The sequence below is a fragment of the Streptantibioticus cattleyicolor NRRL 8057 = DSM 46488 genome (genome assembly GCF_000240165.1).
Lineage (GTDB): Bacteria > Actinomycetota > Actinomycetes > Streptomycetales > Streptomycetaceae > Streptantibioticus > Streptantibioticus cattleyicolor.
In genome coordinates, this window is sequence record NC_017586.1 from 2,688,214 (window position 1) to 2,714,172 (window position 25,959).

27 protein-coding genes are annotated in these 25,959 nt (G+C 71.7%); 21 read left to right on the plus strand and 6 right to left on the minus strand.

Going from position 1 to position 25,959, the window contains the following annotated elements:
• The 14 genes from SCATT_RS11975 to pstB all read left to right on the plus strand — a co-directional run bounded on the left by SCATT_RS11975 (position 1) and on the right by pstB (position 14,117).
• The gene (locus SCATT_RS11975) at positions 1–924 is read left to right on the plus strand and encodes a hypothetical protein (protein ID WP_014143305.1); all 924 of its coding nucleotides are present in this window, start codon (positions 1–3) and stop codon (positions 922–924) included.
• A complete protein-coding gene (locus SCATT_RS11980) occupies positions 921–1,631 on the plus strand; it encodes a hypothetical protein (RefSeq protein ID WP_014143306.1) in 711 nt (236 codons plus the stop codon). The genes SCATT_RS11975 and SCATT_RS11980 overlap by 4 nt, the downstream gene beginning before the upstream one ends.
• Before the next feature lies 1 nt (position 1,632).
• Complete coding sequence (locus tag SCATT_RS11985; protein ID WP_014627926.1) at positions 1,633–2,955, plus strand: putative T7SS-secreted protein; 1,323 nt, start codon at positions 1,633–1,635, stop codon at positions 2,953–2,955.
• Between the two features lie 5 nt (positions 2,956–2,960).
• Positions 2,961–3,620: a hypothetical protein gene (locus SCATT_RS11990; protein WP_042507643.1), complete on the plus strand. Its 660-nt coding sequence runs from the start codon at positions 2,961–2,963 to the stop codon at positions 3,618–3,620.
• Positions 3,613–4,245, plus strand: a complete 633-nt coding sequence (locus SCATT_RS11995) for a hypothetical protein (RefSeq protein WP_157894828.1) — start codon at positions 3,613–3,615, stop codon at positions 4,243–4,245. Before SCATT_RS11990 ends, SCATT_RS11995 begins: the two co-directional genes overlap by 8 nt.
• Positions 4,246–4,301: 56 nt before the next feature.
• Entirely contained in the window at positions 4,302–5,225 is a 924-nt protein-coding gene (locus tag SCATT_RS12000; protein ID WP_014143310.1) for a hypothetical protein, read from the plus strand.
• A gap of 116 nt (positions 5,226–5,341) precedes the next feature.
• Positions 5,342–6,007 (plus strand): hypothetical protein, encoded by a 666-nt coding sequence (locus SCATT_RS12005; RefSeq protein WP_014627929.1) that lies wholly within the window; start codon positions 5,342–5,344, stop codon positions 6,005–6,007.
• Positions 6,008–6,171: 164 nt separating this feature from the next.
• Positions 6,172–8,352 carry an RNA degradosome polyphosphate kinase gene (locus SCATT_RS12010; protein ID WP_014143312.1) on the plus strand — a complete coding sequence of 727 codons (2,181 nt, stop codon included), beginning with the start codon at positions 6,172–6,174 and terminating at the stop codon, positions 8,350–8,352.
• A complete protein-coding gene (locus SCATT_RS12015) occupies positions 8,333–9,352 on the plus strand; it encodes a CHAD domain-containing protein (protein ID WP_014143313.1) in 1,020 nt (339 codons plus the stop codon). The genes SCATT_RS12010 and SCATT_RS12015 overlap by 20 nt, the downstream gene beginning before the upstream one ends.
• A gap of 22 nt (positions 9,353–9,374) precedes the next feature.
• Positions 9,375–9,794 carry an NUDIX hydrolase gene (locus SCATT_RS12020; RefSeq protein WP_014143314.1) on the plus strand — a complete coding sequence of 140 codons (420 nt, stop codon included), beginning with the start codon at positions 9,375–9,377 and terminating at the stop codon, positions 9,792–9,794.
• 228 nt (positions 9,795–10,022) lie between these two features.
• A complete protein-coding gene (gene pstS / locus SCATT_RS12025) occupies positions 10,023–11,156 on the plus strand; it encodes a phosphate ABC transporter substrate-binding protein PstS (RefSeq protein WP_014143315.1) in 1,134 nt (377 codons plus the stop codon).
• A gap of 100 nt (positions 11,157–11,256) precedes the next feature.
• Positions 11,257–12,237, plus strand: coding sequence for a phosphate ABC transporter permease subunit PstC (pstC, locus tag SCATT_RS12030; RefSeq protein ID WP_014143316.1), 981 nt, complete (start codon positions 11,257–11,259; stop codon positions 12,235–12,237).
• Positions 12,234–13,307 carry a phosphate ABC transporter permease PstA gene (pstA, locus tag SCATT_RS12035; RefSeq protein ID WP_014143317.1) on the plus strand — a complete coding sequence of 358 codons (1,074 nt, stop codon included), beginning with the start codon at positions 12,234–12,236 and terminating at the stop codon, positions 13,305–13,307. The genes pstC and pstA overlap by 4 nt, the downstream gene beginning before the upstream one ends.
• A gap of 30 nt (positions 13,308–13,337) precedes the next feature.
• A complete protein-coding gene (gene pstB, locus SCATT_RS12040) occupies positions 13,338–14,117 on the plus strand; it encodes a phosphate ABC transporter ATP-binding protein PstB (RefSeq protein WP_014143318.1) in 780 nt (259 codons plus the stop codon).
• A 126-nt stretch (positions 14,118–14,243) separates the two neighbouring features.
• Here the strand turns inward: pstB and SCATT_RS12045 are convergent, their stop codons facing one another.
• Together SCATT_RS12045 and SCATT_RS12050 are read right to left on the minus strand one after the other, a co-directional pair.
• Positions 14,244–15,236 carry an inorganic phosphate transporter gene (locus SCATT_RS12045; RefSeq protein ID WP_014143319.1) on the minus strand — a complete coding sequence of 331 codons (993 nt, stop codon included), beginning with the start codon at positions 15,234–15,236 and terminating at the stop codon, positions 14,244–14,246.
• 5 nt (positions 15,237–15,241) lie between these two features.
• On the minus strand, positions 15,242–15,862 hold the full coding sequence (locus SCATT_RS12050; protein ID WP_014627931.1) for a DUF47 domain-containing protein: 621 nt from the start codon (positions 15,860–15,862) through the stop codon (positions 15,242–15,244).
• Positions 15,863–16,076: 214 nt separating this feature from the next.
• Between SCATT_RS12050 and SCATT_RS12055 the strand changes: the two genes are divergently transcribed.
• Positions 16,077–16,442 carry a metal-sensitive transcriptional regulator gene (locus SCATT_RS12055; RefSeq protein WP_014143321.1) on the plus strand — a complete coding sequence of 122 codons (366 nt, stop codon included), beginning with the start codon at positions 16,077–16,079 and terminating at the stop codon, positions 16,440–16,442.
• An 883-nt stretch (positions 16,443–17,325) separates the two neighbouring features.
• Here the strand turns inward: SCATT_RS12055 and SCATT_RS38565 are convergent.
• Together SCATT_RS38565 and SCATT_RS12065 are read right to left on the minus strand one after the other, a co-directional pair.
• Positions 17,326–17,526: a hypothetical protein gene (locus SCATT_RS38565; RefSeq protein ID WP_014627932.1), complete on the minus strand. Its 201-nt coding sequence runs from the start codon at positions 17,524–17,526 to the stop codon at positions 17,326–17,328.
• A gap of 86 nt (positions 17,527–17,612) precedes the next feature.
• The gene (locus SCATT_RS12065; protein ID WP_106433173.1) at positions 17,613–18,365 is read right to left on the minus strand and encodes a hypothetical protein; all 753 of its coding nucleotides are present in this window, start codon (positions 18,363–18,365) and stop codon (positions 17,613–17,615) included.
• Positions 18,366–18,497: 132 nt separating this feature from the next.
• Here SCATT_RS12065 and SCATT_RS12070 point away from each other — a divergent pair, with 132 nt between their 5' ends.
• Entirely contained in the window at positions 18,498–18,707 is a 210-nt protein-coding gene (locus SCATT_RS12070) for a hypothetical protein (protein WP_014143324.1), read from the plus strand.
• On the plus strand, positions 18,704–19,645 hold the full coding sequence (locus tag SCATT_RS12075; RefSeq protein ID WP_014143325.1) for a carbohydrate kinase family protein: 942 nt from the start codon (positions 18,704–18,706) through the stop codon (positions 19,643–19,645). Before SCATT_RS12070 ends, SCATT_RS12075 begins: the two co-directional genes overlap by 4 nt.
• Positions 19,646–19,662: 17 nt before the next feature.
• Here the strand turns inward: SCATT_RS12075 and SCATT_RS12080 are convergent, their stop codons facing one another.
• Positions 19,663–20,358, minus strand: coding sequence for a phosphatase PAP2 family protein (locus SCATT_RS12080; protein ID WP_014143326.1), 696 nt, complete (start codon positions 20,356–20,358; stop codon positions 19,663–19,665).
• A 256-nt stretch (positions 20,359–20,614) separates the two neighbouring features.
• On the minus strand, positions 20,615–21,655 hold the full coding sequence (locus SCATT_RS12085; protein ID WP_014143327.1) for a C40 family peptidase: 1,041 nt from the start codon (positions 21,653–21,655) through the stop codon (positions 20,615–20,617).
• 248 nt (positions 21,656–21,903) lie between these two features.
• Between SCATT_RS12085 and SCATT_RS12090 the strand changes: the two genes are divergently transcribed.
• The 4 genes from SCATT_RS12090 to SCATT_RS12105 all read left to right on the plus strand — a co-directional run bounded on the left by SCATT_RS12090 (position 21,904) and on the right by SCATT_RS12105 (position 25,953).
• The gene (locus SCATT_RS12090; protein ID WP_041825083.1) at positions 21,904–22,212 is read left to right on the plus strand and encodes a hypothetical protein; all 309 of its coding nucleotides are present in this window, start codon (positions 21,904–21,906) and stop codon (positions 22,210–22,212) included.
• Positions 22,213–22,302: 90 nt separating this feature from the next.
• Entirely contained in the window at positions 22,303–23,148 is an 846-nt protein-coding gene (locus tag SCATT_RS12095; protein WP_014143329.1) for a hypothetical protein, read from the plus strand.
• Complete coding sequence (locus SCATT_RS12100; protein WP_014143330.1) at positions 23,138–24,430, plus strand: hypothetical protein; 1,293 nt, start codon at positions 23,138–23,140, stop codon at positions 24,428–24,430. Before SCATT_RS12095 ends, SCATT_RS12100 begins: the two co-directional genes overlap by 11 nt.
• A complete protein-coding gene (locus tag SCATT_RS12105; RefSeq protein WP_014143331.1) occupies positions 24,427–25,953 on the plus strand; it encodes an SCO6880 family protein in 1,527 nt (508 codons plus the stop codon). Before SCATT_RS12100 ends, SCATT_RS12105 begins: the two co-directional genes overlap by 4 nt.
• Positions 25,954–25,959 lie beyond the last annotated feature (6 nt).

The window sequence follows — 25,959 nt, forward strand, 5'->3', positions numbered from 1 at the left end:
ATGGACTGGTACCCCGCCGCCGGAGAGACCTCGCTGCTGCGCGGCCAGGTCTCGTTCGCCACGGGTTTCGCGGACCCGGTCAGCGGTATGCGCTGGTTCCGTGACCCGCAACGCCGCGACATCCAGCCGGAGTTGACCGGTTGGCCGTCCGGGCCGCAGTTCGAGCCGCACAGCAAGGCCGAGCAGACCATGGCGCGCGGCGCGCGGGGACTGGCCAAGGGCATCCCGCTCGTCATCGATACCGCGCTGCACTTCCTCGGGTCGAACGGCCCGCTTTTCGGCAACAAGATCGCATCCTCGCGCGGCGAGCCGCAGGACCCGGCCAACGAGGTCGAGGACTTCCCCGTGATGTGGGCGGCCCCCGGCACGTTGGCCCGTACCCTGCCGTGGCAGCTCGACCCGCGTCGGCGCCCGGAACGCCACCGTACGGAACTGGTCGTCACCGACCGGCGGTTGGTGGTCCTCGGCGTCGGACCCGACGTCCGCGCCCAGGCCGACGTGTTGTGGGAGGCCCCGGTGGACGCCGTGGCCGACGCGGTGGTCAAGCCGTTCAGCCACAACCAGGCCGACGTCCAGCTCGTCTTCACCGACACCTCGTGGGTACGGCTGAACGCGGGCCGGGCCGAGATGGCCGGCCGGATCGCCGGCGCCCTCACCCGGCGCCACCAGCGGACGATCGACACCGAGCTGACCGAGGCCCAGCGGCGCAAGGTGGCCGAACTGGTCGCCGCGCCGCCGCTGGAGGTGGCCAAGTCCTTCGGGCCGGTGCTGCCGGTCACCGAACCGCCGCGCCTGGTCAAACTGCCCAGCGGCATCCTCTCCGTGGAGATCGACGTACCGCTGTCGCGCGGCCCGAAGCAGACCCTCACGTTCTACCTCGACGCCGCCGGCACCCCCGCACTACCCAAGCCAGGTGACCTGTGACCACGACCGTCGCGCCCGAGAACACGAGCGGCGCGCTGCCGCCCATCCGCTTCACCGTCCCCACCGGCTTCCACAGCCTGCCGATCGCCGCCACCGAGGAGGAGCGCGACGAACTGGCCGCCCAGTTCGTCCGCGAGCTGTACCCCAACGGCGACGAGGCCCTGTGGACCCCGGCCGCGCCCTATTACGCGGCCGTCGGCGAACTGATGGAGAGCGCCGGCCTGGAATACTCCGCGATCGGCCTCTTCAGCAGCGAGGAGGGCGTCGCCCAGTGCTCCTTCTCGGTGCTGGCGTTCCCCTCCGACCACACCGACCCCGAGGTCGCCGCCAACGGCATCCAGGTCGTCCTCGCCAACGACCCCCTCAACCAGGTGCAATGGGTCGACCTGCCCTCCGGCCCCGCCGTCGCCTGCCTCACCGCCCACCAGATGCCACTGGCCCCGGAGATGACCGCCGACGGCCAGGAAACCCACCTGACCTCCGGCCAGATCCAGGTCTTCGTCCCCTTCCCCACCGGCCCCTTCACCGCGGTCTTCACGCTGAACACGCCGATGCTGAAGTACTGGGACGAGTTCTGCACCATGATGTTCGCCACCGTCGGCTCGATCAGCTTCGAGCCCGAGCCGGAGGACGACACCGAGCAGCCGGGTCCGGGCCCGGCCGGTGCCGAGCCGGTCGGCACACTTCAGAATTCCGGGTGGAAGTAACGTGGCCGGTGAACGCCCCAACCTCCGAGCCCTGGTGGGTCACGATCCGACCCCGGGCAACGTCGAGGAGACCCGCAGCCTGGCCCGTCAGTTGGACTCCTTAGCATCCGACCTGAGCACAGCCGTGGGCGAACTGGCGCTGATCGACATCGGCCAGTGGAAAGGCAAGTCGGCGCTCGCCTTCCGTGACCACGTCTCCCACGACGTTCAGCCGCTGATCGTCAAAGCCCAGCAGTCATTCGCCGGCGCCTCGAACGCGATGTCCAAGTGGGCCAGCCGCCTCCAGGGCTTCCAGGACGAGGCAGACGCACTGGACCGCCAGGTCGCCAGCCATCAAAACGTCTTGGACGCCGCCAACAAGGCAGCCCGCACACCGAGCCCCGCCCCGAACCCTTCGCCGTCCGGCAGCGACCATCCGGACAAGCAGAAGGAAGCCGCGGTCACCGCTGCCAAGGACGCTCTGAACAGCCTCAAGCAGCGGGTACTCGACCTGGAGCACGCTTATCGGCAGGCAGCCAAGGCCATCGCGGACCAACTCGTATCGGCCGGCCACATCTCGCCGGCAAAACCGGGGCTGCTCCACAGCATCCTGCACGGTGTCGAGAGCGCCTGGGAGGCGACCACGCACTGGGTGAAGGAACACGCAGAGCTGATCAAGATGATCGGTGACGTCCTGGGCACCATCTCGGCGGTGTTGGGGGCGATCGCGATCTTCACCGCTCCCTTCGAGCCGATCGGGGCCGTTTTCGCCGGCCTGGCCCTCGGTGTCGGCCTTGGTGCGCTGGGCGCGCACGCGCTGGCGAAAGCGGGCGGAGCGGATGTGTCGTGGTCCACGCTCGCCTTGGACACGCTGGGCGTACTGCCCGGCGTGAAGGGTCTCACCATGGGCGCCAAGATGGCGAAGGGCGCTTCGGCCGCGGAACGTGTGGCCGAGTTGGGCGGCACGGGGTTCAAGGCCGTGACGAAGGAAAGCAGGATCTTCAAACTGTTCGGCAAGTCGGTCGAGAGCGACTTCATCAAGGGAGAAGGCCTGGGCAACCGCGCACGCACAGCTGTCGAGGGTCAGCTTCAGTTCATGCGTGAGAACCAACTGGTCGGAACGAAGCTCATCAACCCCATCAGCCGGAAACTCGCGGGTTACGAATTCAAGGCGATGTCGACCGCCTCGCGGGCAGTGGACGGCGGAATCAAGATCGCTACCCACGCCATCACCGCGCCTCGCGAACTCATCAAGGACTGGAAAACCGTCGAGAAGTCCAATCCGATCGCAGTCCAGGATTTCAAGGTGGCATCGAAAGCGTTTGCCTGGGCCGCATCGGTGTGATGGCCATGGACACCACGGCCACGACCGAACACGAACTGACCGCGGCAGACCTGCCGCCACTCCTTCTCGCACTTCCCGCCGGCTTCCATCCGTTGCCCCTCGGCACCGAGGGGGCCGAACGCGAGGCCGCTGTATCGGCTTTGGTAAGAGAGATCTTCCCGAGAGGGAACGAAACCTTGTGGGCCGGCTTCGCCGGTGTGTACTCCGACACGGTCGAAATGATGCTCGACGCCGAACTGTCGTTCGCTGCCGTGGGGTTCTTCGACGTAGGTGACGGCAACGTGGGCCAGTGCAGCCTCACAGTCGCCGCCACCGTCTCCGGGCACGCTTCCCCCGAGACCGCCGCAGACGGCATCTGCGAGATACTGTCCAGGACATCGGAAGCCGAAGTGCAGCGTCTGGACCTGCCGTGCGGACCCGCCGTCCTCGCTGTCAGCGGCCGGGAAATCACCGTGGACGCGAGGGCGACGACGACCGGCGAGGACACGGTGGTGCGTACCAGGCAATTGCAGGTCATGGTGCCCTTCCCGACCGGTCCCTATCTCGCGGTGTTCACCATGGAGACACCCGCCATGCAGCACTGGGAGGACTTTTCCACAATGATGAGCGAGATCATGCGGTCGGTCGCCTTCCCGGAGCAGGATGCGGAGAATGCGGATGGCTGAGTACACGGGACCCGAGGAAGTGGTGCTGGGTCAGCAGCCCGTTTTCTTCAGCTCGAGGGACCGTTTCGGGCGAGCCGATCACCGGTCCTACCGGGATTTCAGACGGACCGACATCGAGCCTCATCTGCCGGGCTGGCCTCCGCGGCGTATGGACAACCCTGCTGTTTCGGTGACGAAGCAGACCGGGAAGTTCCTGGCCGAACTCGTGGGGGAAGTGCTCACAGGGCTCGCGGGGCCCTCGTCCGGCCGGAGGACGACCTCTCCGGACGAACGGGACACCCCGAACGAGGTGGACGACCTCGTCGTCATGTGGGCCGATCCGGGCACGGTCGCGCGGGACGCGCCGTGGCAGCTCGATCCGTCCCGACGGCCGCCCCGTTACCGGACCTTGCTGGTGGTCACCGACCGTCGCATCGTCGTGGTCGGGCGTCCCGGTGGAAAGGACGCCGTCGAGGGCGAGGAAGTGCTGTGGCAGGTGCCGCGCAGCCTCATCGCCCATGCCGAGGTGCGTCCGTTCGGAGGCGCCGACGGAGAGGATCTGCGCATTCACTTCACGGACGGGTCGTGGGTGCGGCTGGCCAACGGCGCCACACTGTGCAAACACCTGGAGGCGTTCCGGCGCTGACCCGCCAGGAACCCCACTCGCCCGATCACAGCAGGCTGGAACGAGGTCATATCCCCATGGACTGGTATCCCAACGCCGGTGAGACCTCGCTTCTGCGGTCCCGGATCTCGTTCGCGACAGGTTTCGCGGACCCGGTCAGCGGGATGCGGTGGTTCCGCGACACACAACGCCGGGACATCCAGGTGGAGGTGACCGGCTGGCCACCCGGCCCGCGGTTCGAACCGCACAGCAAGGCCGAGCAGACCGCGGCACGCGGCGCCCGCGGGCTGGCCAAGGGCATTCCGTTCGTCATCGACGTGGCGCTCCACTTCCTCGGGTCCAACGGCCCGCTCTTCGGTAACAAGATCGAGGGTGGGCGCGGGGAGCCGCAGGACCCGGCCGACGAGGTCGAGGACTTCCCCGTGATGTGGGCGGCCCCCGGCACGCTGGCCCGTACCCTGCCGTGGCAGCTCGACCCGCGTCGGCGTTCAAGGCAGTACCGCACCGACCTGGTCGTCACGGACCAGCGGCTGCTCATCCTCGGGAACGGGCCGGACGTGCACGCCCAGGCAGAGGTGTTGTGGGAGGCGCCGGCGGATGTCGTGGCCGACGCGGTGGCCAAGCCGTTCAGCGAGAATCACGGGGACTTCCAGCTCGTCTTCGAAGACGGCTCCTGGGTCCGACTCAGCGCCGGTGGCCCGGACCGGGTCGGCAAGTTCGTCGGCGCCCTCACCCGGCGCCACCACCAGGCCGACATGAGCGAGCTGACCGAGGCCCAGCGGCGCAAGATCGCCGAGCTGGTCGCCGCGCCCCCGCTGGAGGTGGCCAAGTCCTTCGGGCCGGTGCTGCCGGTCACCGAACCGCCGCGCCTGGTCAAACTGCCCAGCGGCATCCTCTCCGTGGAGATCGACGTACCGCTGTCGCGCGGCCCGAAGCAGACCCTCACGTTCTACCTCGACGCCGCCGGCACCCCCGCACTACCCGAACCAGGTGACCTGTGACCACGACCGGAACCCGAAACGCCGGCCGCGGCGGGCGTGTGAGCGGGGCGCGGATCTGGGAGCGGGGGCGGCTGGGAGGGCCGGGGCGGGGGGCCGCCTGGGCCAGGTGCGGGGTCGTGGTGGCGGCGACCGCGATCGGGGTGGGGGCCTGCTGGGTGCAGTGGGCGCACGCGAGCTGGACGGGCACCTGGGCCATCCTCGACCTGGTGCCCGGGGTGCTGGTGGCCTCGGCGGCGATGACCGCGGTGCTGTACTGGCTGCACGGCTCGGCGGGCCAGGTGATGCTCTTCCTGGCCGCCGCGCTGACGGCCGTCTTCGTCGGCGGGGTCACGCTGGGCGACGCCGTACTCGCCGGGCGGGGCACGGTCGCCCGGGCCACCGTGACCGACGCCGAGGGGCGCACCGACATCCGGGGCACCAGCTGGACCGACTGCCGGCTGCGGCTGCCCGACGGCACCCCGCTGGCGCTGCCGGTGCGCTGCGACCGGGAACGCCCCGGCGACACCGTCACCGTCACCACCGACCCGGGCGGCCTGGTGCCCCCCGCGCTCGGGGACCGCACGCACGTCGGCCCCGCCCTCCCCGGCCTGACCGGGGCCTGCGTGGTTGTCGCCGTCGGCTGCGCGGTCGCGGCCACGTGGAAGGGTGAACGGCAGCGGCTGCGCGGCGAACCGAGCCTCGCCGAGCGGTACAACCCCGGCTACTACCCCCGGCGCCGGTCCAGCCCCGGATACGGCAGCCGGCCCCGGCGCACCCCCGCCGACCTGGTCCACGGCGCCTGACCGGGGCCCCGCGCCGCAGCCCGCCGCTTTCCTGGCCGCCACGTCCCCGTTACCCGCGATTCAAACTCGCTTGCGACCATCGAGCCGATCGGCGTCCGGGTCGTTGGCGCAGGAGAATGGGGGAACCGGGTGCACAGCCGGATGCGGAGGAGGGTGTCGGCCTGATGTCTGCGACCAATCCCCACGCCGTGGAGTCCCCGGCCGACCACGCCCGGGTGCTCGGGGTGCCCGATCTCGACGGCGACGCGGACGAGCCGCCGCGGGCCGACGACGCGGAGCTGCCGCAGGGCCGCTTCCTGGACCGCGAGCGCAGCTGGCTGGCGTTCAACGAACGGGTGCTGGAGCTGGCCGAGGACCCGGCCACCCCGCTGCTGGAACGGGCCAACTTCCTGGCGATCTTCGCCGGGAACCTCGACGAGTTCTTCATGGTCCGGGTCGCCGGGCTCAAGCGGCGGATCGCCACCGGGGTCGCCACCCGTTCCGCCTCCGGCCTCCAGCCGCGCGAGGTGCTGGAGCTGATCTGGAACCGCTCCCGGGAACTCATGGCCCGGCACGCCGCCTGCTTCCAGAACGACGTCGCCCCCGAACTGGCCGCCGAGGGCATCCACCTCATGCGCTGGCAGGAGCTGACGGAGAAGGAGCAGGCCCGGCTGTTCACGCTGTTCCGGCGGCGGATCTTCCCGGTGCTGACGCCGCTGGCGGTGGACCCGGCGCACCCGTTCCCGTACATATCGGGGCTCTCGCTCAACCTCGCGGTGGTGGTGCGCAACCCGGTCAGCGGCCACCAGCACTTCGCCCGGGTGAAGGTGCCGCCGCTGCTGCCGCGTTTCCTGGAGGCCGGCGCCCAGCGGTACGTGCCGCTGGAGGACGTGATCGCGGCCCACCTCGAAGAGCTCTTCCCCGGCATGGAGGTGCTGGCCCACCACGCCTTCCGGGTCACCCGCAACGAGGACCTGGAGGTCGAGGAGGACGACGCGGAGAACCTGCTCCAGGCGCTGGAGAAGGAGCTGACCCGGCGTCGCTTCGGCCCCCCGGTGCGGCTGGAGGTCGAGGAGTCCATCGACCCGTACGTCCTCGACCTGCTGGTGCGCGAGCTGAAGGTCTCCGACGCCGAGGTCTACCCGCTGCCCGGACCGCTCGACCTGACCGGGCTCTTCGGCATCGCCGCGCTGGACCGGCCGGAGCTGAAGTACCCCACGTTCGTGGCCGGCACCCACCGCGACCTGGCCGAGGTGGAGTCGGCCTCGCCGCCGGACATCTTCGCCGCGCTGCGCGAACGCGACGTGCTGCTGCACCACCCGTACGACTCGTTCTCCACCTCCGTGCAGTCGTTCCTGGAGCAGGCGGCGGCCGACCCGGACGTGCTGGCGATCAAGCAGACGCTCTACCGCACCTCGGAGACCTCCCCGATCGTGGACGCGCTGGTCGACGCGGCCGAGTCGGGCAAGCAGGTGCTGGTGCTGGTGGAGATCAAGGCCCGCTTCGACGAGCAGGCCAACATCAAGTGGGCGCGCAAGCTGGAGGAGTCCGGCTGCCACGTGGTCTACGGGCTCGTCGGCCTCAAGACGCACTGCAAGCTGTCGCTGGTGGTCCGGCAGGAGGGCGACACCCTGCGCCGCTACAGCCACGTCGGCACCGGCAACTACCACCCCAAGACCGCCCGGCTCTACGAGGACCTCGGGCTGCTCACCTCCGACCCGCAGGTGGGCGCCGATCTGTCCGACCTGTTCAACCGGTTGTCGGGGTACTCGCGCCGGGAGTCCTACCGCAGGCTGCTGGTGGCCCCCCGGTCGCTGCGCGACGGACTGGTCTCCCGGATCACCAAGGAGATCACCCACCACCGGGCCGGCCACCCCGCGTTCGTCCGCCTCAAGGTCAACTCCATCGTGGACGAGGCCGTCATCGACGCGCTCTACCGGGCCTCCCGGGCGGGGGTGCCGGTGGACGTGTGGGTGCGCGGGATCTGCGCGATCCGGCCGGGGGTGCCGGGGCTGTCGGAGAACATCCGGGTGCGCAGCGTCCTCGGCCGCTTCCTGGAGCACTCCCGGGTCTTCGTCTTCGGCGGCGGCGGCGAACCGGAGGTCTGGCTGGGCAGCGCCGACATGATGCACCGCAACCTCGACCGCCGCATCGAGACGCTGGTGCGGGTGACCGACCCGGCGCACCGGGCCACCCTCAACCGGCTGCTGGAGACCGGCATGTCGGACGCCACCGCCTCCTGGCACCTGGGCCCGGACGGCAACTGGACCCGGCACGCCACCGACCCGGAGGGCCGCCCGCTGCGGCACGTACAGGAAATGCTCATCGACGCGCGGAGGCGCCGGCGTGGCCCAGCGACACCCTGACAGCGCGCGGCTCCCGGCGCCGCCGGAGACCACCGCGGGCGGCGTGCTCGCCGGGCACCTGGGCGACCACGCCGCCGAGTTCCTGCGCGCGCTGCGGCTGCGCGGCGAGGACGAGCAGGCGGCGATCGCGCTGCTGCGCGGCTCGGCCCGCAGAATCAGCGCCGCGCTGCACACCTACGAGGCGCTGGTGGACCCCGGCTGGGCGGAGACGCTCCGCGGCGAACTGCGCTGGCTGAGCACGCTGCTCGCCCGGGAACACCGGTACGGCGGCCAACTCGCCCGGCTGACGGCCGCGTTGCACCGGCTGGCCGACGGGGACGCCGCGGACCCGGCGGCCGGGCGGGGGCCGGTCGCGGTCGGCGCGGCCCGCGCCGGGGCGCTGCTGGAACGGCAGTTGACGCTGGCCCGGACCCGCGCCCACTCGGCGACGCTCCAGGCGTTCGGCTCGGCCCGGTTCCACGCGGTCGCCGACCATGTGGCGCTGCTCGCCTCGGAGTTGCCGCTCGTCCCGGCCGCCGGCGGTCCGGCCGGGCCGGTGCTGCTGCCGCTGGCGGAACGGGCCCACCAGCGGCTGACCGAGGCCGCCGCCGCGCTGCCGCTGTCCGCCGCCGGGCGCGCCTACAACGCCCACGCCACCCACGGCGCCCTCGCCGACCCGGCCGCCGCCGACCAGCAGGACGCCCCCTGGCACCGGGTACGGGCCCAGGCGCGGCTGTGCCGGTACGCGCTGGAGGTGGTCGACCCGCTGCTGCCCGGGGCCCCGGAGGCGAACCGGCTGCACGCCGCCTGGCGGGCGCTGGAACGCCACCGGGAGGCCGCCGACGCCGCCTCCGCCGCGGCCACGGCGGCCCGTACCCCGCGGATCACCCCGGCCACCGCCTACGCGCTCGGGGTGCTCCACGCCGACCAGCGCGCCGAGGTGGAGGCCGCCCGGCACGCGTTCGGCCGGATCTGGCAGAGTGTGGCGGTCCCGTTCCCGGAGGCGGTCACCGCCCCCTGACCACCGCCCGGAAGAGAACCCGTTGCCCAAGAGCTCCCCGATCCACGCCGCCGGTGCCGTGCTGTGGCGCCGCCCGCCGTACGGGGGCGCGCTGGAGATCGCGGTGATCCACCGGCCCCGGTACGACGACTGGTCGCTGCCCAAGGGCAAGCTCAAGCGCGGGGAGTCGGCGGCCGAGGCGGCGGTGCGGGAGGTCGCCGAGGAGACCGGGATGGCGTGCGTGCTCGGCCCCGAACTGCCGCCTTGCCGCTACCTGGTGGGCGCGCGCCCCAAGGAGGTGCGCTACTGGGTGGCCGAGGCGGCCGGCGGGGAGTTCGTCCCCGGCCGCGAGGTCGACCGGATGCGCTGGCTGCCGCCGGCCATGGCCCGCCTGCGGCTCACCCACGACCGTGACCGGCCGCTGCTGGACGCGGCGCTGCGTACGCTGAGCGGCATCGTCTGAACCAGTGCTGCCGCGCCGTCGTCGTACGCCACACCGACGGGCGAGGTTCACTCCGCGTTCACCGTTCCCCGTCGGCCACTTCACCTGTTCTGTCTAATTTCGGCCGTGCCGGTGGACGCGCGCCACCGGGACGACCGGTGGCGGCCACGTCCGGCCACGCCGGTGGTGAGCAGCACCACAACCTTGCTTCGCCGGGTGCCGGCGGGCTCCAGGAAGGAACACTCGAAGGTGAAGCTTCAGCGGAAGAGCGGCCTGCGGGCCCTGGCTGTCGGCGCGGCGGCTCTCTCCGGCGCCCTGGTCCTGACGGCCTGCGGCTCGGACAACAACTCCGGCAGCTCCTCGCCGTCCGGTCAGGCGTCGAACAACGCCGCCGGCAACATCAAGTGCGGTGGCAAGGGCAACCTGCTCGCCTCCGGCTCCACGGCGCAGAAGAACGCCATGGACGTCTGGGTCAAGAACTACATGCAGAGCTGTACCGGCACCCAGATCAACTACAAGGCGACCGGTTCCGGCGCCGGCGTCACCGAGTTCCTCCAGGGCAGCACCGCCTTCGCCGGCTCCGACTCGGCGCTCAAGCCCGAGGAGGTCGCCAAGTCCAAGTCCGTCTGCAAGGGCGGCGAGGCCATCGACCTGCCGATGGTCGGCGGCCCGATCGCGGTCGGCTACAACGTGCCGGGCGTGGACAACCTGGTGCTCGACGCGCCCACCCTGGCGAAGATCTTCGACTCCAAGATCACCAAGTGGGACGCCCCGGAGATCAAGAAGCTCAACCCCAACGCCAAGCTGCCGTCCACCTCGATCCAGGCGTTCCACCGCTCCGACGAGTCCGGCACCACCGACAACTTCACCAAGTACCTCAAGGGCGCCGCCCCGGCCGACTGGTCCTACAGCGGCGGCAAGGCGTGGCAGGCCAAGGGCGGCCAGTCGGCGCCGCAGTCCTCCGGCGTGGCCTCCCAGGTCAAGCAGACCGCGGGCGCCATCGGCTACTTCGAGCTGTCCTACGCCACCGCCAGCAACATCCCCACCGTCAAGATCGCTACCGGCGCCGCCGCCCCGGTCGAGGCCTCCTCCGACGCCGCCTCCAAGGCGATCGCCGACGCCAAGATCACCGGCACCGGCAACGACCTGGCGCTCAAGCTCAACTACGCCACCAAGACCGACGGCGCCTACCCGATCGTCCTGGTCACCTACGAGATCGCCTGCGACAAGGGCAACAAGCCGGAGACGCTGGACGCCACCAAGGCGTTCCTGTCCTACCTGGCGAGCGACGACGGCCAGAAGGGGCTGAGCGGCCAGGGCTACGCGCCGCTGCCCGCCGAGATCGCCACCAAGGTGCGCACCGCCGTCTCCGCGCTCTCCTGACCCACCGCGGCCGGCCCGCCACCCGCGCGGGCCGGCCGCCGCCACCTATCCGGTGCACCGCCACAGGGGCCGTCACCCCGCCAGACCGGAGCTGAGCTCGATGGACACCTCACCGACCGACACCCTTCCGCCACCGGCCCGGCAGCCGGGCCGCACCCGCCCGGGCGACCGGATCTTCCTCGGGCTCTCCCGGGGCTCCGGCATCCTGCTGCTGGCCCTGATGGCCGCCATCGCGGTCTTCCTCACCGTCCGCGCGGTCCACGCGATATCCCTGGACCACGGCAACTTCCTGACCACCTACGAGTGGAACGCCAACGCCAACCCGCCGGTCTTCGGCATCGCCGTGCTCGCCTACGGCACGGTGGTCAGCTCGGTGATCGCCATGATCATCGCGGTGCCGGTCTCGGTGGGCATCGCGCTGTTCATCACGCACTACGCGCCGCGCCGGCTGACCACGCCGCTGGCCTACCTGATCGACCTGCTCGCCGCGGTGCCCAGCATCGTCTACGGCCTGTGGGGCGCGCTCTTCCTGGTGCCGCACCTCCAAGGGCTCAACCTGTGGCTCAACGACTACCTGGGGTGGACCGGCGTCTTCCACAAGTCCGACCCGGCGAGCGCGGCCCGTTCGCTGTTCACCGTCGGCGTGCTGCTGGCCATCATGATCGTGCCGATCATCACCAACGTCAGCCGTGAGGTCTTCCGCCAGGTGCCCCGGGCACACGAGGAGGCCGCGCTGGCGCTGGGCGCCACCCGCTGGGAGGTGGTCCGCACCGCGGTGCTGCCGTTCGCCCGCTCCGGGATCATCTCCGCCTCCATGCTGGGCCTGGGCCGGGCGCTGGGCGAGACGATGGCGGTGGCCACCGTGCTCTCCGCCTCCCCGGTGCTCACCCTGCGCCTGCTCGACCCGGCCGGCGGCACCTTCGCGCAGAACATCGCCGCCAAGTTCAGCGAGGCCGGCGACTTCGGCCGGGACGCGCTGATCGCCTCCGGTCTCGTCCTGTTCGTGATCACCCTGCTGGTCAACGGTGCCGCCCGGCTGATCATCGCCCGGCGCCGGGAGTACTCGGGAGCCGCCGCGTGAGCGCCGCCGTCACCGAACGCCGGGCCACGGCGCCCGCCCACTCGCTGCTCTCCCAGCGCCGGCTGCCCCGCTGGGCCCCGGCCGGGATCGCGGTGGCCGCCATCGTCCTCGCGGTGGTCATCGGGCTCGCCGCCGGGCTCACCAGCCACGTCCAGTGGGGGCTGATCGCGCTGGCGCTCTTCGTGGCCGGCACCTACCTGGTCACCGCCCGCGTCGAAGGCCGCCGGCAGGCGCGCGACCGGGTCGCCACCAGCGCCGTGTGGGCCTGCTTCATCCTGGCCGTGGTACCGCTGTACTCGCTGGTGCAGACCACCATCAGCAAGGGCGTGAAGGTCCTCGACGGATACTTCCTGGGCCACTCCATGGCCGGCGTGGTCACCACCCAGCCCGGCGGTGGCGTCTACCACGCCGTCATCGGCACCCTGGAACAGGTGGCGCTGGCCTCGGTCATGGCGGTGCCGGTCGGTCTGCTCACCGCCGTCTACCTGGTCGAGTACGGACGCGGCCGGCTGGCGAAGTGGGTCACCTTCTTCGTGGACGTGATGACCGGCATCCCGTCCATCGTGGCCGGCCTGTTCATCCTGGCCTTCTGGATCATCATCCTGGGGTTCGGCTACTCCGGCTTCGCCGGTTCGCTGGCGCTGGCGATCCTGATGATGCCGGTGATCGTCCGCTCCACCGAGGAGATGCTCAAGCTCGTCCCGAACGAGCTGCGGGAGGCGTCGCTGGCGCTGGGCGTGCCCAAGTGGCGCACCATCCTCAAGGTGGTCCTGCCCACCTCCGTCGGCGGCATCCTGACCGGCGTGATGCTGGCGGTGGCCCGCATCGCCGGCGAGACCGCCCCGGTGCTGCTGCTGGTCTTCGGCAACCAGCTGATCAACAACGACCCGTTCAACGGCGCCCAGTCGTCGTTGCCGTACTACGTCTACGAGCAGTACGCCAACGGCAACGACGCCTCGTTCGACCGGGCCTGGGCGGCGGCCCTGGTGCTGATCGCCTTCGTGATGATCCTCAACCTGGTGGCCCGCGGCATCGCCCGCTGGAAGGCCCCCAAAACAGCCGGCCGCTGAGCCACCCGACCCCGAAGAGAAGTGATCCCCATGGCCAAGCGCATCGACGTCAGCGGCCTCTCCGCGTACTACGGCGGCCACAAGGCCATCGACGACATCTCGATGACCGTCGAGCCGCGTTCCGTGACCGCCTTCATCGGCCCCTCCGGCTGCGGCAAGTCGACCTTCCTGCGCACCCTGAACCGCATGCACGAGGTCACCCCCGGCGGCCGGGTCGAGGGCAAGGTCCTCCTGGACGACGAGGACCTGTACGGCAGCGACGTCGACCCGGTCTCGGTCCGGCGCACCGTCGGCATGGTCTTCCAGCGCCCCAACCCGTTCCCCACCATGTCGATCTACGAGAACGTCGCGGCCGGCCTGCGCCTCAACGGGGCCGCCAAGGGACGCAAGAACCTCGACGAGATAGTGGAGAAGTCGCTGCGCGGCGCCAACCTGTGGAACGAGGTCAAGGACCGGCTGAACAAGCCGGGCGCGGGGCTCTCCGGCGGTCAGCAGCAGCGGCTGTGCATCGCCCGGGCCATCGCGGTGGAGCCGCAGGTGCTGCTGATGGACGAGCCGTGCTCGGCGCTGGACCCGATCTCCACGCTCGCCATCGAGGACCTCATCGGCGAGCTGAAGGAACGGTTCACGATCGTCATCGTCACCCACAACATGCAGCAGGCGGCGCGGGTCTCGGACCGCACCGCCTTCTTCAACCTGGCCGGGGTCGGGCAGCCCGGCAAGCTGGTCGAGATCGACGACACCGAGCGGATCTTCTCCAACCCCTCGGTGCAGGCCACCGAGGACTACATCTCGGGCCGCTTCGGCTGAGCACGCTGCGGCCGGACCCGACCGCCTGTGCGGTGCTGCATGGCGGTGCCACCGCACAGGCGACGGGCCCGCCCCCCGGTCGGGGGCGGGCCCGTACTCGTCCTCGCGCGCGATCCGCGGGCGGGGTCAGACCGCCAGGTCCACGATCCCGTAGACCACCGCGGCCACCGCGGCGGCGGCCGGCATGGTGATGAACCAGCCCAGCACGATGTTCTTGGCGACCCCCCAGCGGACCGCCTTGACCCGCTTGGTGGCGCCCACGCCCATGATCGACGAGGTGATGACGTGGGTGGTGGAGATCGGCGCCTTGAAGATGTACGAGGTGATGTAGAGGATCGCGGCCGAGGTGGTCTCGGAGGCGAAGCCCTGCGGCGGGTCCAGCTCGATGATCTTGCGGCCGAGGGTCCGCATGATCCGCCAGCCGCCCGCGTAGGTGCCCAGCGAGAGCATCAGCGCGGTGACGATCTTGACCCAGATCGGGATGGAGTTGCCGGACTGGGTGCCGGAGATGGTGAGCGCCATCACCACCACACCCATGGTCTTCTGGGCGTCCTGGAGGCCGTGGCCGAGCGCCATCGCGGCGGCCGAGACGGTCTGCGCGGCCCGGAAACCGCGCTTGGCCTTGTGCGGGTTGACCCGGCGGAAGATCCACAGGATCACCACCATCACCAGGTAGCCGACGATCAGGCCGACCACCGGCGAGAGCACCATCGGGATGATGATCTTGTCCAGCACACCGCTCCAGTGCACGGTGACCGAACCGGCGAGCGCGGCGCCCACCAGACCGCCGAAGAGCGCGTGGCTGGAGGAGGACGGCAGGCCGAAGTACCAGGTCGTCAGGTTCCAGACGATCGCCCCGACCAGCGCCGCGAACAGGATCGCCATGCCGTGGCCGCCGGCCGGTGTGGCGATCAGCCCCTTGCTGACCGTCTGGGCCACCCCGCTGCCCAGGAAGGCACCGGCGAGGTTCATCACCGCCGCCATGGCCAGCGCCGCCTTGGGGGTCAGCGCCCGGGTGGAGATGGAGGTGGCGATCGCGTTCGCGGAGTCGTGGAAGCCGTTGGTGTACGTGAAGAAGAGCGCGACGCCGATGACGACGACGAGTACAAAGGTGTCCACGCCGGTCAGGACTCCTTGACCGCGATGGTCTCTACCGTGTTGGCGACGTGTTCGAAGGCGTCCGCGGCCTCTTCGAGGACATCCACGATCTGCTTGAGCTTGAGCACGTCCATGGCCTCGTACTTGCCGTTGAACAGGTGCGCCAGCAGCTTGCGGTGGATCTGGTCGGCCTGGTTCTCCAGGCGGTTGACCTCGATCCAGTACTCGGTGAGGTTCTGCATGGTGCGCAGGTTGGGCATGGCCTCGGCGGTCAGCTCGGCGGCCCGGGCGAGCACCTCGATCTGCTGCTCGACGCCCTTGGGCAGCTCCTCGATCTGGTAGAGGACGACCAGGTCGACGGCCTCCTCCATGTAATCCATGATGTCGTCGAGGGAGCCGGCCAGGGAGTAGATGTCCTCCCGGTCGAACGGGGTGATGAAGGACGAGTTGAGCTGGTGGAAGATCGCGTGCGTCGCGTCGTCGCCCGCGTGCTCGGCGGCGCGCATCCGGTCGGCGATCTCGGAGCGCGCGGAAGAGTCCGCCCCGAGCAGTTCCATCAGTAGCTTGGATCCGGTGACGATGTTGTCCGCGGATGCGGCGAACATGTCGTAGAAGCTCGTCTCCCTGGGGGTCAGACGAAGGCGCACTGGGGGTCCTCGGGTGCTCTGGGGTCGGTCTCGATGATGCTAGGCGCATCATCCGGCCACTGCGAACCGGCGTTCCCCAGTGTCGCCCATAGGGCAGAGTGCTCCATACAGGTGGGTCGCACATCGAGCCGATTCGGTATCATATACCGCAGGGGGGTATAAGCATGGGCAACCGTGGAAGCCGCGGGCCAAGCGACGAGCGGAGGACGCCGCGATGACGGTCGACGAGGCGGTACAGCAGCCGGCGGAGAACGCGGGCGGCCCCGAGGGCACGCCGTGCCACGGCGCTCCGCAGGGCCCGCACGGCTACAGCAAGCAGAAGGACCAGCACCTCAAGCGGCTCCGCCGCATCGAGGGCCAGATCCGCGGCCTCCAGCGCATGGTCGACGAGGACGTCTACTGCATCGACATCCTCACCCAGGTCTCCGCCGGCACCAAGGCGCTCCAGTCCTTCGCCCTCCAGCTCCTCGAGGAACACCTGCGCCACTGTGTCACCGCCGCCGCGGTTCACGGCGGCCCGGAGGCCGACGCGAAAGTGGCCGAAGCCACAGCGGCCATCGCCCGCCTCCTCCGCACCTGACGGCTCGCGCCGGGCGGAGCGGGAACGGGTGCGCCCGTTGGCCCCGGGGGGCGAGCCTGGGGTGCGCCCGGTTGCCCCGGGGGTGGCGGACTCCTGGGGGTGCGCCCGGTTGCCCCGGGGACTCCCGCGGGGTGCCCCCGGACCCGTCGCCGGCGTTGCCCCGACGCCCCCCGCCGAGGTGGCCGGCTCGCCCGGTTCGGGTTGCCGGGGTGGCCCCGGCGGCCCGCTGCCCGGTGGGTGGTTGGTGGGTTTTGGTTTGGTTCGGCACCGGGGTGGTTCGCCTTCGGTGCGTTTCGGGTCGGGGGCGCGCCGGGGGTGACTCCTCGCTCCAGGTTTCGTCGTCGGCTTTCCCCCGCCCCGCTGGGTCGCTGCGGGGACACCCCCGACACACCCCCTCCTGTCCGGTTGGCGGGTGCCTCTCTTCGCGGGAAGGGGTGAGTAAGGAGGTTGGGGTCACCCCGATCTCCTTCTCACCCACCCCGTGCCGCAGCGCGGAACGAGACCGGACGGGGGCGTGCAGGGGTGTCCCCGCAGCGACCCAGTAACCGGAGCGCAACCGTGGCGGATACGCGGAGCGAGGAGTCACCCCGGAGGGCCCCCGGACCCCAGGCAGACAGTGCGCACCCCGCACTGTACGAACGCAGCCACGGGTGGGCGGGGGGAAACGTCCGTGACGGCAACCACGACGAGACGGAGACCGGGGGCACCCGGGGAGGTAATGGCTGACCGCCAGCGCGAGCGAACCCGCAGACAGTGCGCACCCCGCGCTAGACGAGTACAGCCACGGGTGGGCGGGGGGAAACAACTGTGACGCCAGCCACGACGAAAGGGGACCGGGCGCACCCCGAGGACGTGATGGCTGACGGCCAGCGCCGGCGAACCCTCAGGGGGTGGGGCGGCGGGACTGGGTGGGGACTTTGGCGGGGGCGCGGCTGACGTCGAGAACCTCGTCGATACGGGCCGCGGACAGCCGTCCCTCGCCGACCGCGGTGGCCGCGATCATGAGTTCGCCGCACCACTCGATCTCGGCGAGCGCCACGAGGTCCTGCTGGTCCATCGCCTGCGGTCCGGGCGACGATGCCACGTGCACCACCTCCTCGTCCTAGCGCGCTGGATTTCCAGGCTAGGCAAGGGCCCGTCCGCGCCGCATGACACGTACGGACCATTTCCTCAGCCCTGCGGGGAAACGATCATGCCGGGATAGGTGTCGGCCGCGCGGGGCAGCGCGATCCGGACGGGGACGCCGAAGTCGTACACCTCGGTGACGGAGGTCACCGTCATCCGGTGGCCGTCCGGGGTGCGGTAGGTGAAGACCTCACGCAACCGCCGGGGGCGCCCCCGGGCGTCGAGGGCCACGTCGAACGGGACGGGGGCGCCGGCGAAGGAACGGATCGCGGCGGGCGGCCGGGTGATGCCCCGGTAACGCCACAGCACGGCGCCCGCCACCCGTTCCGTCCCGGCCGGGGCGGCCTCCCGCACCCCGCCGAGCAGCCGGGCCGCCGCCAGCGGATCGGTGGCACCCCCGGTGACCAGGTCGCCGTCGGCCAGCCGCGCGGTGTCCACCCGGAGCCACTTGTCCCGGGGGACGCCGGCGCCTCGGTGGCGCAGGTAGAGCGCGCCGGGGGCGACGACCTCGGTGACCGGGCCGGGCTCGGGGGCGCCGGGCGGCAGCACCACGGTGAGGGCGCCGCGCCCGGCCACGTAGTCGAACGTGCCGTCACCGGTGATCGTGCGGGGCGACCCGTCCCCGGCCGTCACCATCGTGGTGCGGAACCGCGAGGTGCCCGAACGCACCAGCGCCGCCGCGGCGCCCGCCACCGACTGCCGCGCGGCGGCCGACGGACGGTCCTGGGCGCCGGCCGCCTGCCCGGTGCAACCGCTCAGCGCGACGAGCGCGGACACCGCCGTCGTACCGATCCCCATGGCGGCCACAGCCGCCCGCCTCCGCCGCCGCCACGCCATGGCCGCCACCCCCGGGGGAGATCCGACATGAGTCGTTTCCCGGTTAACGACCGGCCCCGGGGCGCCGTCACGCCCCGGGTATACCGTGGTCGCGTGCTACCCCGGCCCGCGGGCCCCGTCGCCCGCACCGACCACCGTCCCGCCGACGCCCCCTCCGGCACCGCCGCCGACCAGGCCCACCGCACCACCACCGCCGAACGCGGCGCCTTCGCCTTCGCCCGGTGCTCGTGCGGCTGGCAGGGCCCCGCCCGCCGGGCCCGCGACCGCGCCCGGCGCGACGCCGCCGAGCACACCGCCCGGTGACCGCCGCCCCGCCCCGGGTCGTGGTCGCCGGAGAGGCCCTCATCGACCTGGTCCCGCACGGCACCGGCGCGCTCGCCGAGCTGTCGCCACGGCGCGGCGGCGGACCGTACAACACCGCCGTCGCCCTCGGCCGGCTCGGCGTGCCCACCGCGTTCTGCTCGCGCGTGAGCACCGACCCGTTCGGCGAGGCGCTGCTCGACGGGTTGCACACGGCCGGGGTGGACACCTCGCTGGTGGGACGCGGCCCGGAGCCGACCACGCTGGCCGCCGCGACGCTCGGCGCCGACGGCTCGGCGCGCTACACCTTCTACGTCGAGGGCACCGCCGACCGGCTGTTCACCGCGCCCGCCGCCCTGCCGCCGACAGTGCGCGCGGTCTGCCTGGGCACCTGCTCGCTGGTGCTGGAGCCGGGGGCCACGCAGTACGAGGGGCTGCTGCGGCGCTGCGCCTCGGCGGGCCTGCTGACCATGGTGGACCCCAACGTCCGGGCGGCGATCGTGCCGGACGAGGCCGCCTACCGGAAGCGGTTCGCCTCCTGGCTGCCGGAGGTCACGCTGCTGAAGGTCTCCGCCGAGGACGCCCGCTGGCTCACCGGCGCCGACGACCCGGCCGACCCCGCCCGCCACTGGCTCACCCAGGGCCCGCGGGCCGTGGTGGTCACCGACGGCGCCGCCGGCATCACCGCGTACACCCGGCACGCCGGAACGGTACGGGTGGCCGCCGTCCCGGTGCCGGTACGGGACACCATCGGGGCCGGCGACACCGTCAACGCCGCCCTGCTGCACTGGCTGGCCGGCCGGAACGCGCTGGACGCCGACGCGCTGGACGGGCTCGGCCCCGACGACTGGCGGGCGGCGCTCGGCCACGCCGCGCGGGCCGCCGCGATCACCTGCGGCCGGCCCGGCGCCGATCCGCCGTACGCCGCCGAGCTGGGCTGAGCCGCGGCTGGCCGGGCTCAGGCCGCCAGGTCCTTGTCGGCGGCGGTCGGCTCCGGGTACGGCTCGCCGCGCACCCCGGCCGTACGGGGCCGCCCCGGCGCCCGTACCAGTACGGCGGCCCGGCCCCGGCCCACCGCCGCCGCCAGCGGGGCCAGCGCCAGCATGGCCAGCGGGGCGAGCAGCAGCGAGGTGGCGGTGCCCAGGGCGAAGCCGCCGATCACGTCGGTCGGGTAGTGGGTGCCCATGAAGACGTACCCCAGGCCGTCCAGCGCGGCCAGCGCGATGGCGGCGAGGCCGGTCCTGCGGTGCACCATGAACAGCCCGACGGCGACCGCCATGGCCAGCGTGGCGTGGCCGCTGACGAAGGAGAACCCGGTGCGGCCGGGGACGAGCACGGTGAGCTGGTCGTGGTCGACGACCGGGGCGCGGCGGGCCACCAGCGACCGCACCGGCACGCTCAGCAGCACCGCGAGCCCGGCCGACAGCACCGCCCAGGCCACCCCGGCGACCGCGGCCGGCGCCCCCGCGCCCTGCCGCCGCGCCACCCGCCACCAACACCAGGCCAGCAGCGCCGCGAGCACCGCGAGCACCCCGTACTCGGCGCCGAAGGTGACCACCTGACGGAACCACCCCGGACAGTGCCGGGCGACCCCGTTGACGAGGTAGAGCAGTCCGACATCGGGGTTGGAGCCGTCCAACGCGAGCTCAGCCATCCAGAGCACCCCTCACCGGTTGTCGTGATCCCCGCGCGCCCAACCCCCGCTGATCGCACCGTCCGGGTCGTCAATCCGCGTACGACGACCGCGTACCACTCGTTCGCTTCCCATTGAACGAGGTTTCCGGTGGCACGGGTTCCGCTCTCACCGGATGATCACCAGGAAGTTATCGAAGGGAGACCGCAGCCGCCACGTCGGGGTCCAAGCGTGACGCAGCGTCAACGCGCCCTGGGGCGGGGGCGCGCCGCCGCCGTCAGGCGCCGGGCGCGGAGGCGGCCGGACCCTGCCTCGGCAGCGCCAGCGCCCCGTCCTGGGTCACCCGGGTCGCCCCGAAGTAGTCCGCCCCGTCGATCGGGTCGAAGCGGATCACGGCACCGGTGTGCGGCGCGTCGATCATGTAACCGCCGCCCACGTAGATCCCCACGTGATGGATGCTGCGCGGATCACTCAGGTCATGCGCGAAGAAAACCAGGTCGCCGGGGAGGAGTTCGTCCCGTTTCGGGTGCGGCCCGGCGTTCCACTGGTCGTTGGCGACCCGGGGCAGCTCGATGCCCACCGAGTGGTAGGCCGCCTGGGTCAGCCCCGAGCAGTCGAACCGGCCGCCGTCGTCCGCCGTCCCGGTGCCGCCCCACAGATACGGGGTGCCCAGCTTCGACTGCGCGAAGTAGATGGCGCCGGCCGCCTGCTGGGAGGGGGCCACCGGGGTCACCGGCGCGGTGAAGCTCTGCGCCAGCGCCTTGATGTTGCGTACGTACCCTTGCGTCTCGGCGTAGTGGGGGACGCCGTCGGCGCGGAGCACCGGGTCGAGGCCGGCGTTGTAGGCCGCCAGCATGTTGGCGGTGGTGTCACCGGAGATGCCGTGCACCTCCTTGGCCAACTCGCAGTCGTAGGCGGCGGCGGACGGGATGGCGTCGGCCGGGTCCCACACGTCGGCCTTGCCGTCCCCGTCGCCGTCGACCCCGTAGGTGGCCCAGGTGCCGGGCATGAACTGGGCGATGCCGAGCGCCCCGGCACCGCTGCGGGCCGCGGGGTCCCACCCGGACTCGCTGTACAGCTGGGCGGCGAGCACCGGGGGGCTGAGCTGGGGGCACAGGTTGCCCCACTTCTCCACCAGCGCGCTGTACCGGGCCGGCACCGCCCCCGGCGCCAGCCCCACCGCACGGCCGCCGCCGAGCAGCGACGAGGCGGCCGAATAGGTGCCGATCACCAGCAGGGCGACAAAGGCGAAGCCGGACCCCACCGCGATGGTGACACCCAGCCAGACTCTGTGCCCGCGCGCCCGCCTGCCGCTCATCCCACCCTCACCCCGCTCCCGGATCGTTGCTCTGCGCTATTACCCGTGATACACACAGTAAGGTCCGGCGCCCCCATCGGACACCGGCATGGGCCCCAGTGTGGACGCCCCGTCGCGCATCCCACGGGGAATCCACCGAGAATGTCGCTCGGTCGACATCCGCCAGCGGCATTGTCGGCCAATATAGAGTCTGGCCCCTTGCGCCCCTGCGAGGGTCCCAACTGATCATGCGGGGCGGTGAGTTGTTCATGTTCCTGGCAGCCTCGAAGGGCGACATCAACACCATCATCGGTGGAATCGCACCAAACTGGGGTCCCTTCGGCAACCTTGGGAACGAAGCACGGGTGATGGTGGAAGTCGTGATGGCCGTCGCCATCCTGCTGTGTCTGGCCATCGCCATCTGGGGTGCGGCCAAACAGCGGATCGGCGCGACGGCCCTGCGCGATACGTTCAGCGCCGAGCAGGGTAAGGGTCTGATCATCGCCGGACTGACCGGCGTGTTCATCATCGGATCCCTCGGCACCCTGTTCACCATCGTGTACGGGATGGCGGTCTAGGGCGGCGGCCGAGCCGAGCGCCCCCCGCGCACCCGTACACCCCCCTGGGCCCGTCCCCGGCCCCGACACCCCCACTTAGGCTGCGTGCTGATGCCCACTCATCCGAGCCACCGAGACCCCGGCGACGATCACCCCGACGCCACGACGCGCACCCGGCTGCCCGAAAGCACCGCCGGTACGGCGGCCCGCCGCCCGGCCCGCGTGTCACGGACCATGGTGACGGTCGTCGGGATCGTCGTCCTGCTCATCGCGGCGTTGGCCTTCGCCAACCGGCAGGGCGGCGGCTCCGGCAGCGCGGCCTCCGGCTCCGACGCCACCGGCGGCTCCGGCAAGGCCCCCGGCCCCGCCGCCACCGCGCCCACCGGACAGCGCCCGGTCACCACCAAGACCTCCGGCATCGCCACCGGCTTCCCCGGAACGGCCGAGGGCGCCCAGTCCGCCGCCGCCAACTACGCGGTGGCGCTGGGCGGTGACGGGATGTTCGACGCGGCACGGCGGAGGGAGATCGTGGGGGCGGTGTACGACCCGGCGGTGGCGAACGCGACCATCGCCCGGCTCGACAAGACCTACACCGACGCCGGCCTGCTCAAGCGCGTGGGCCTCACCCCCAAGGGCACCGCGCCGGCCGGCCTCACCTTCGTCTCCCGGGCCACCCCCGTCGGCACCAAGCTGGACGCCCTCGGGAACGGCACCGCCAAGGTCGAGGTCTGGTGTTCGTCGTTGTTCGGCCTGGCCGGTGACGGGTCGACGAACCCGGTGTCCGAAAGCTGGTACACCACCACGTTCGACCTGCGCTGGGCCGACAATGACTGGAAGGTGACCGGCTTCAGCCAGAAGGACGGGCCCACCCCCGTCGGCCGCGACCAGACCGCGTCGACGGCCAAGGAGATGACCGATGCGGTCAACGGGTTCGGAGGGTTGACCTATGCCCGCTAGTCGCCGTCACCCCGGCCCCCGCCGCCTGGCCACGGTGGCCTCGGCGTTCGCCGCCGTCCAGTGCGCCGCCCTGGTCCTCGCGGCACGGGTGGCGGCGGCGCCCACGCCACCCCCGCTGCCCCACCCGTCCAGCAGCACCGGCACCCCCTGCGACCTGAACGGCCCCGCCGGGTCGGCCATGTGCGGCAAGGGCACCGTTCCCTCCCTCCCCGACTCCAACCCTCTCGACCCGCTGTCCTCGCTGGCCAAGGGGTGCGCGGAGGCGGCTTCGTGGACGATCGGGAAGCTGAGCCACGCGGTGACGGCGACGTCGCAGGTGGACTTCACCAACGCCTCGTTCCTGCGGCAGTACGCCGTGGTGTTCGCCGCGTCGACGATCCTGACGCTGGTGCTGTGGCTGCTGGCGGTGGCGAAGCGGGCGGTGCGGGGGGTGCCGCTGACGGAGGCGCTGAGCGAGGCCGTGGGGTTCCTGTGGCTGACGGTGCTGGCCTCGGCGTTCACCCCGCTGGTGCTCTACACCCTGGTCTCCGCGGTGGACGCGGTCACCTCGGTGATCGCCACCGGCACCACCACCCACTCCGACGTGTTCTTCGGCTCCTTCGCCGCCGCCCTGAAGAAGGGCAACGACATCGGCGGCGGACCGATCATGCTCATCGTGGTCTCGCTGGTCTCGGTGCTCGCGGCCGGCGTGCTCTGGCTCGAACTGGTGATCCGTGCCGCGCTGCTGTACGTCGGCGCGCTGCTGGGCACCGCCGTCTACTCCGGCCTGGTCGACAAGAACATGTGGCACCACGTACGCCGGTGGGCCGGGATCATGATCGCGGTGATCCTGGTCAAGCCGGTGGTCGTGGTGGTGCTCTCGCTGGCCGGGGCGCTCTCCGGCTCGGGCGGGCCGTCCTCGTTCTCCGCCGTCGTCTCCGGGCTCGCCATCATCCTGCTGGCCATCTTCGCCAGCGCCATGATCTACCGGTTCGTCCCCGGCTTCGGCGACGACGTGGTCAACGTCCGCAACAACCGCAAGGCGTCCGCCGAATCCCCGGCCGCCGCGGTGATCTCCTCCCCCGCCGCCCTGGTCAAGCAGGGCATCAAGACGCACAGCAGCCGCGGCGGCCAGGAACAGTCCGCCGCGGGCAACGCCCCGCAACCCGCGGGGGCCGTCTCCGGCGGCCTGGCCGCCCACAGCTCCCGCACCGGCAACCCCGGCAAGGCCACCCCTCCGGCCGCCCCCGCCGCTCCAGCACCGCGCACGTCAGAACGTAAGAACGGAGGGGGCACGCCATGACCACACAGCCGGTCGGCCAACGCCGGACCTACCTGATCGGCAAGGCCCGGCCCAACGCCATCGTCGGCAAGAACCGGGAGACCGGCGAGATCGTCCTGATCGTCGTCGGCGCCGCCCTGGGCATGCTGTGCGGGCTGGCCATCCCCTACCTCCCGCTGCGCATCCTCGGGCTGATCACCTGCCCGCTGCTGGCGTTCGCCGCCGTCTTCCTGCCGTACCGGCACCGCACCTTCTACCGCTGGTTCGAGATCAACCGCAGCTACCGCCGCACCCTGCGCAACAGCGCCACCTACCGCTCCGGCGCCATCGAGGCCGGCACCCGGCTCGACGGCCGGGAGATCGAGGTCGGCCCGCCGCCCGGCATCGGCCGCGTCACCTGGCTCACCGCCCCCTTCGGCCCCGACGAGATCGCCGTCCTGCTCCACCTCGACCGGCGCACCGCCACCGCGGTGATCGAGATCGAGGGCCCCGGCGTCGGCCTGCGCGACAGTGAGGACCAGGAAGCCCTGGTCGAACGGTTCGGCACGCTGCTCAAGCACGTGGCCAACGGCGACGGCTTCGTCACCCGGCTCCAGATGCTCGCCCGCACCCTGCCCGCCGACCCCGACGCCCACGCCAAGGACGTCGCCCAGCGCGGCGCCGACGACGCCCCCGGCTGGCTGAAGTCCTCCTACGACCAGCTCCAGTCGATGGTCTCCACCTCCTCCGAGCAGCACCGCGCCTACCTGGTCGCCTGCATGCACTACACCCGCGAGCTGGCCGCCGAGGCCGCCGCGATGTCCCGGGCCACCGGCCACACCAGGGACGAGGGCCTGGCCATCGTGATGGCCCGCGAACTCAACGACATCTGCGCCCGGCTGGCCGAGGCCGACATCCGGGTCCGCCAGCCGCTCGGCCAGGCCCGGCTCGCCTCGCTGCTGCACTCCATGTACGACCCCGACCACCCCATCGACCACATCCAGGCGATGTCCCGGCGCAACGCCTGGCCGGCCGAACTCGACGCCACCGAACCGACGTTCCTCCAGGCCAAGACGCGCGAGTCGGCCACCCGGGCGCCCTGGTGCCACGCCACCGCCTGGGTCAAGGAGTGGCCGCTGACCCCGGTCGGCGTCAACTTCCTCGCCCCGCTGCTCGTCCACACCCCCGACGTGATCCGCACCGTCGCCGTCACCATGGACCTGGAGCCCACCGACGTCGCCATCGAGCGGATGCTCACCGAGAAGACCAACGACGACGCCGAGGCGAGCCGGGCCGCCAAGATGAACCGGGTGGTCGACCCGCGCGACATCGCCCACCACAGCCGGGTCGACCAGCGCGGCGAGGACCTCGCGGCGGGCGCCGCCGGGGTCAACCTGGTCGGCTACATCACCGTCTCGGCCCGCTCCCCGGAGGCGCTCGCCCGCGACAAGCGCACCATCCGCGCCTCCGCCGGGAAGTCGTACCTGAAGCTGGAGTGGTGCGACCGCGAGCACCATCGGGCGTTCGTGAACACCTTGCCGTTCGCCACCGGAATCCGTCGGTAAGGAGCC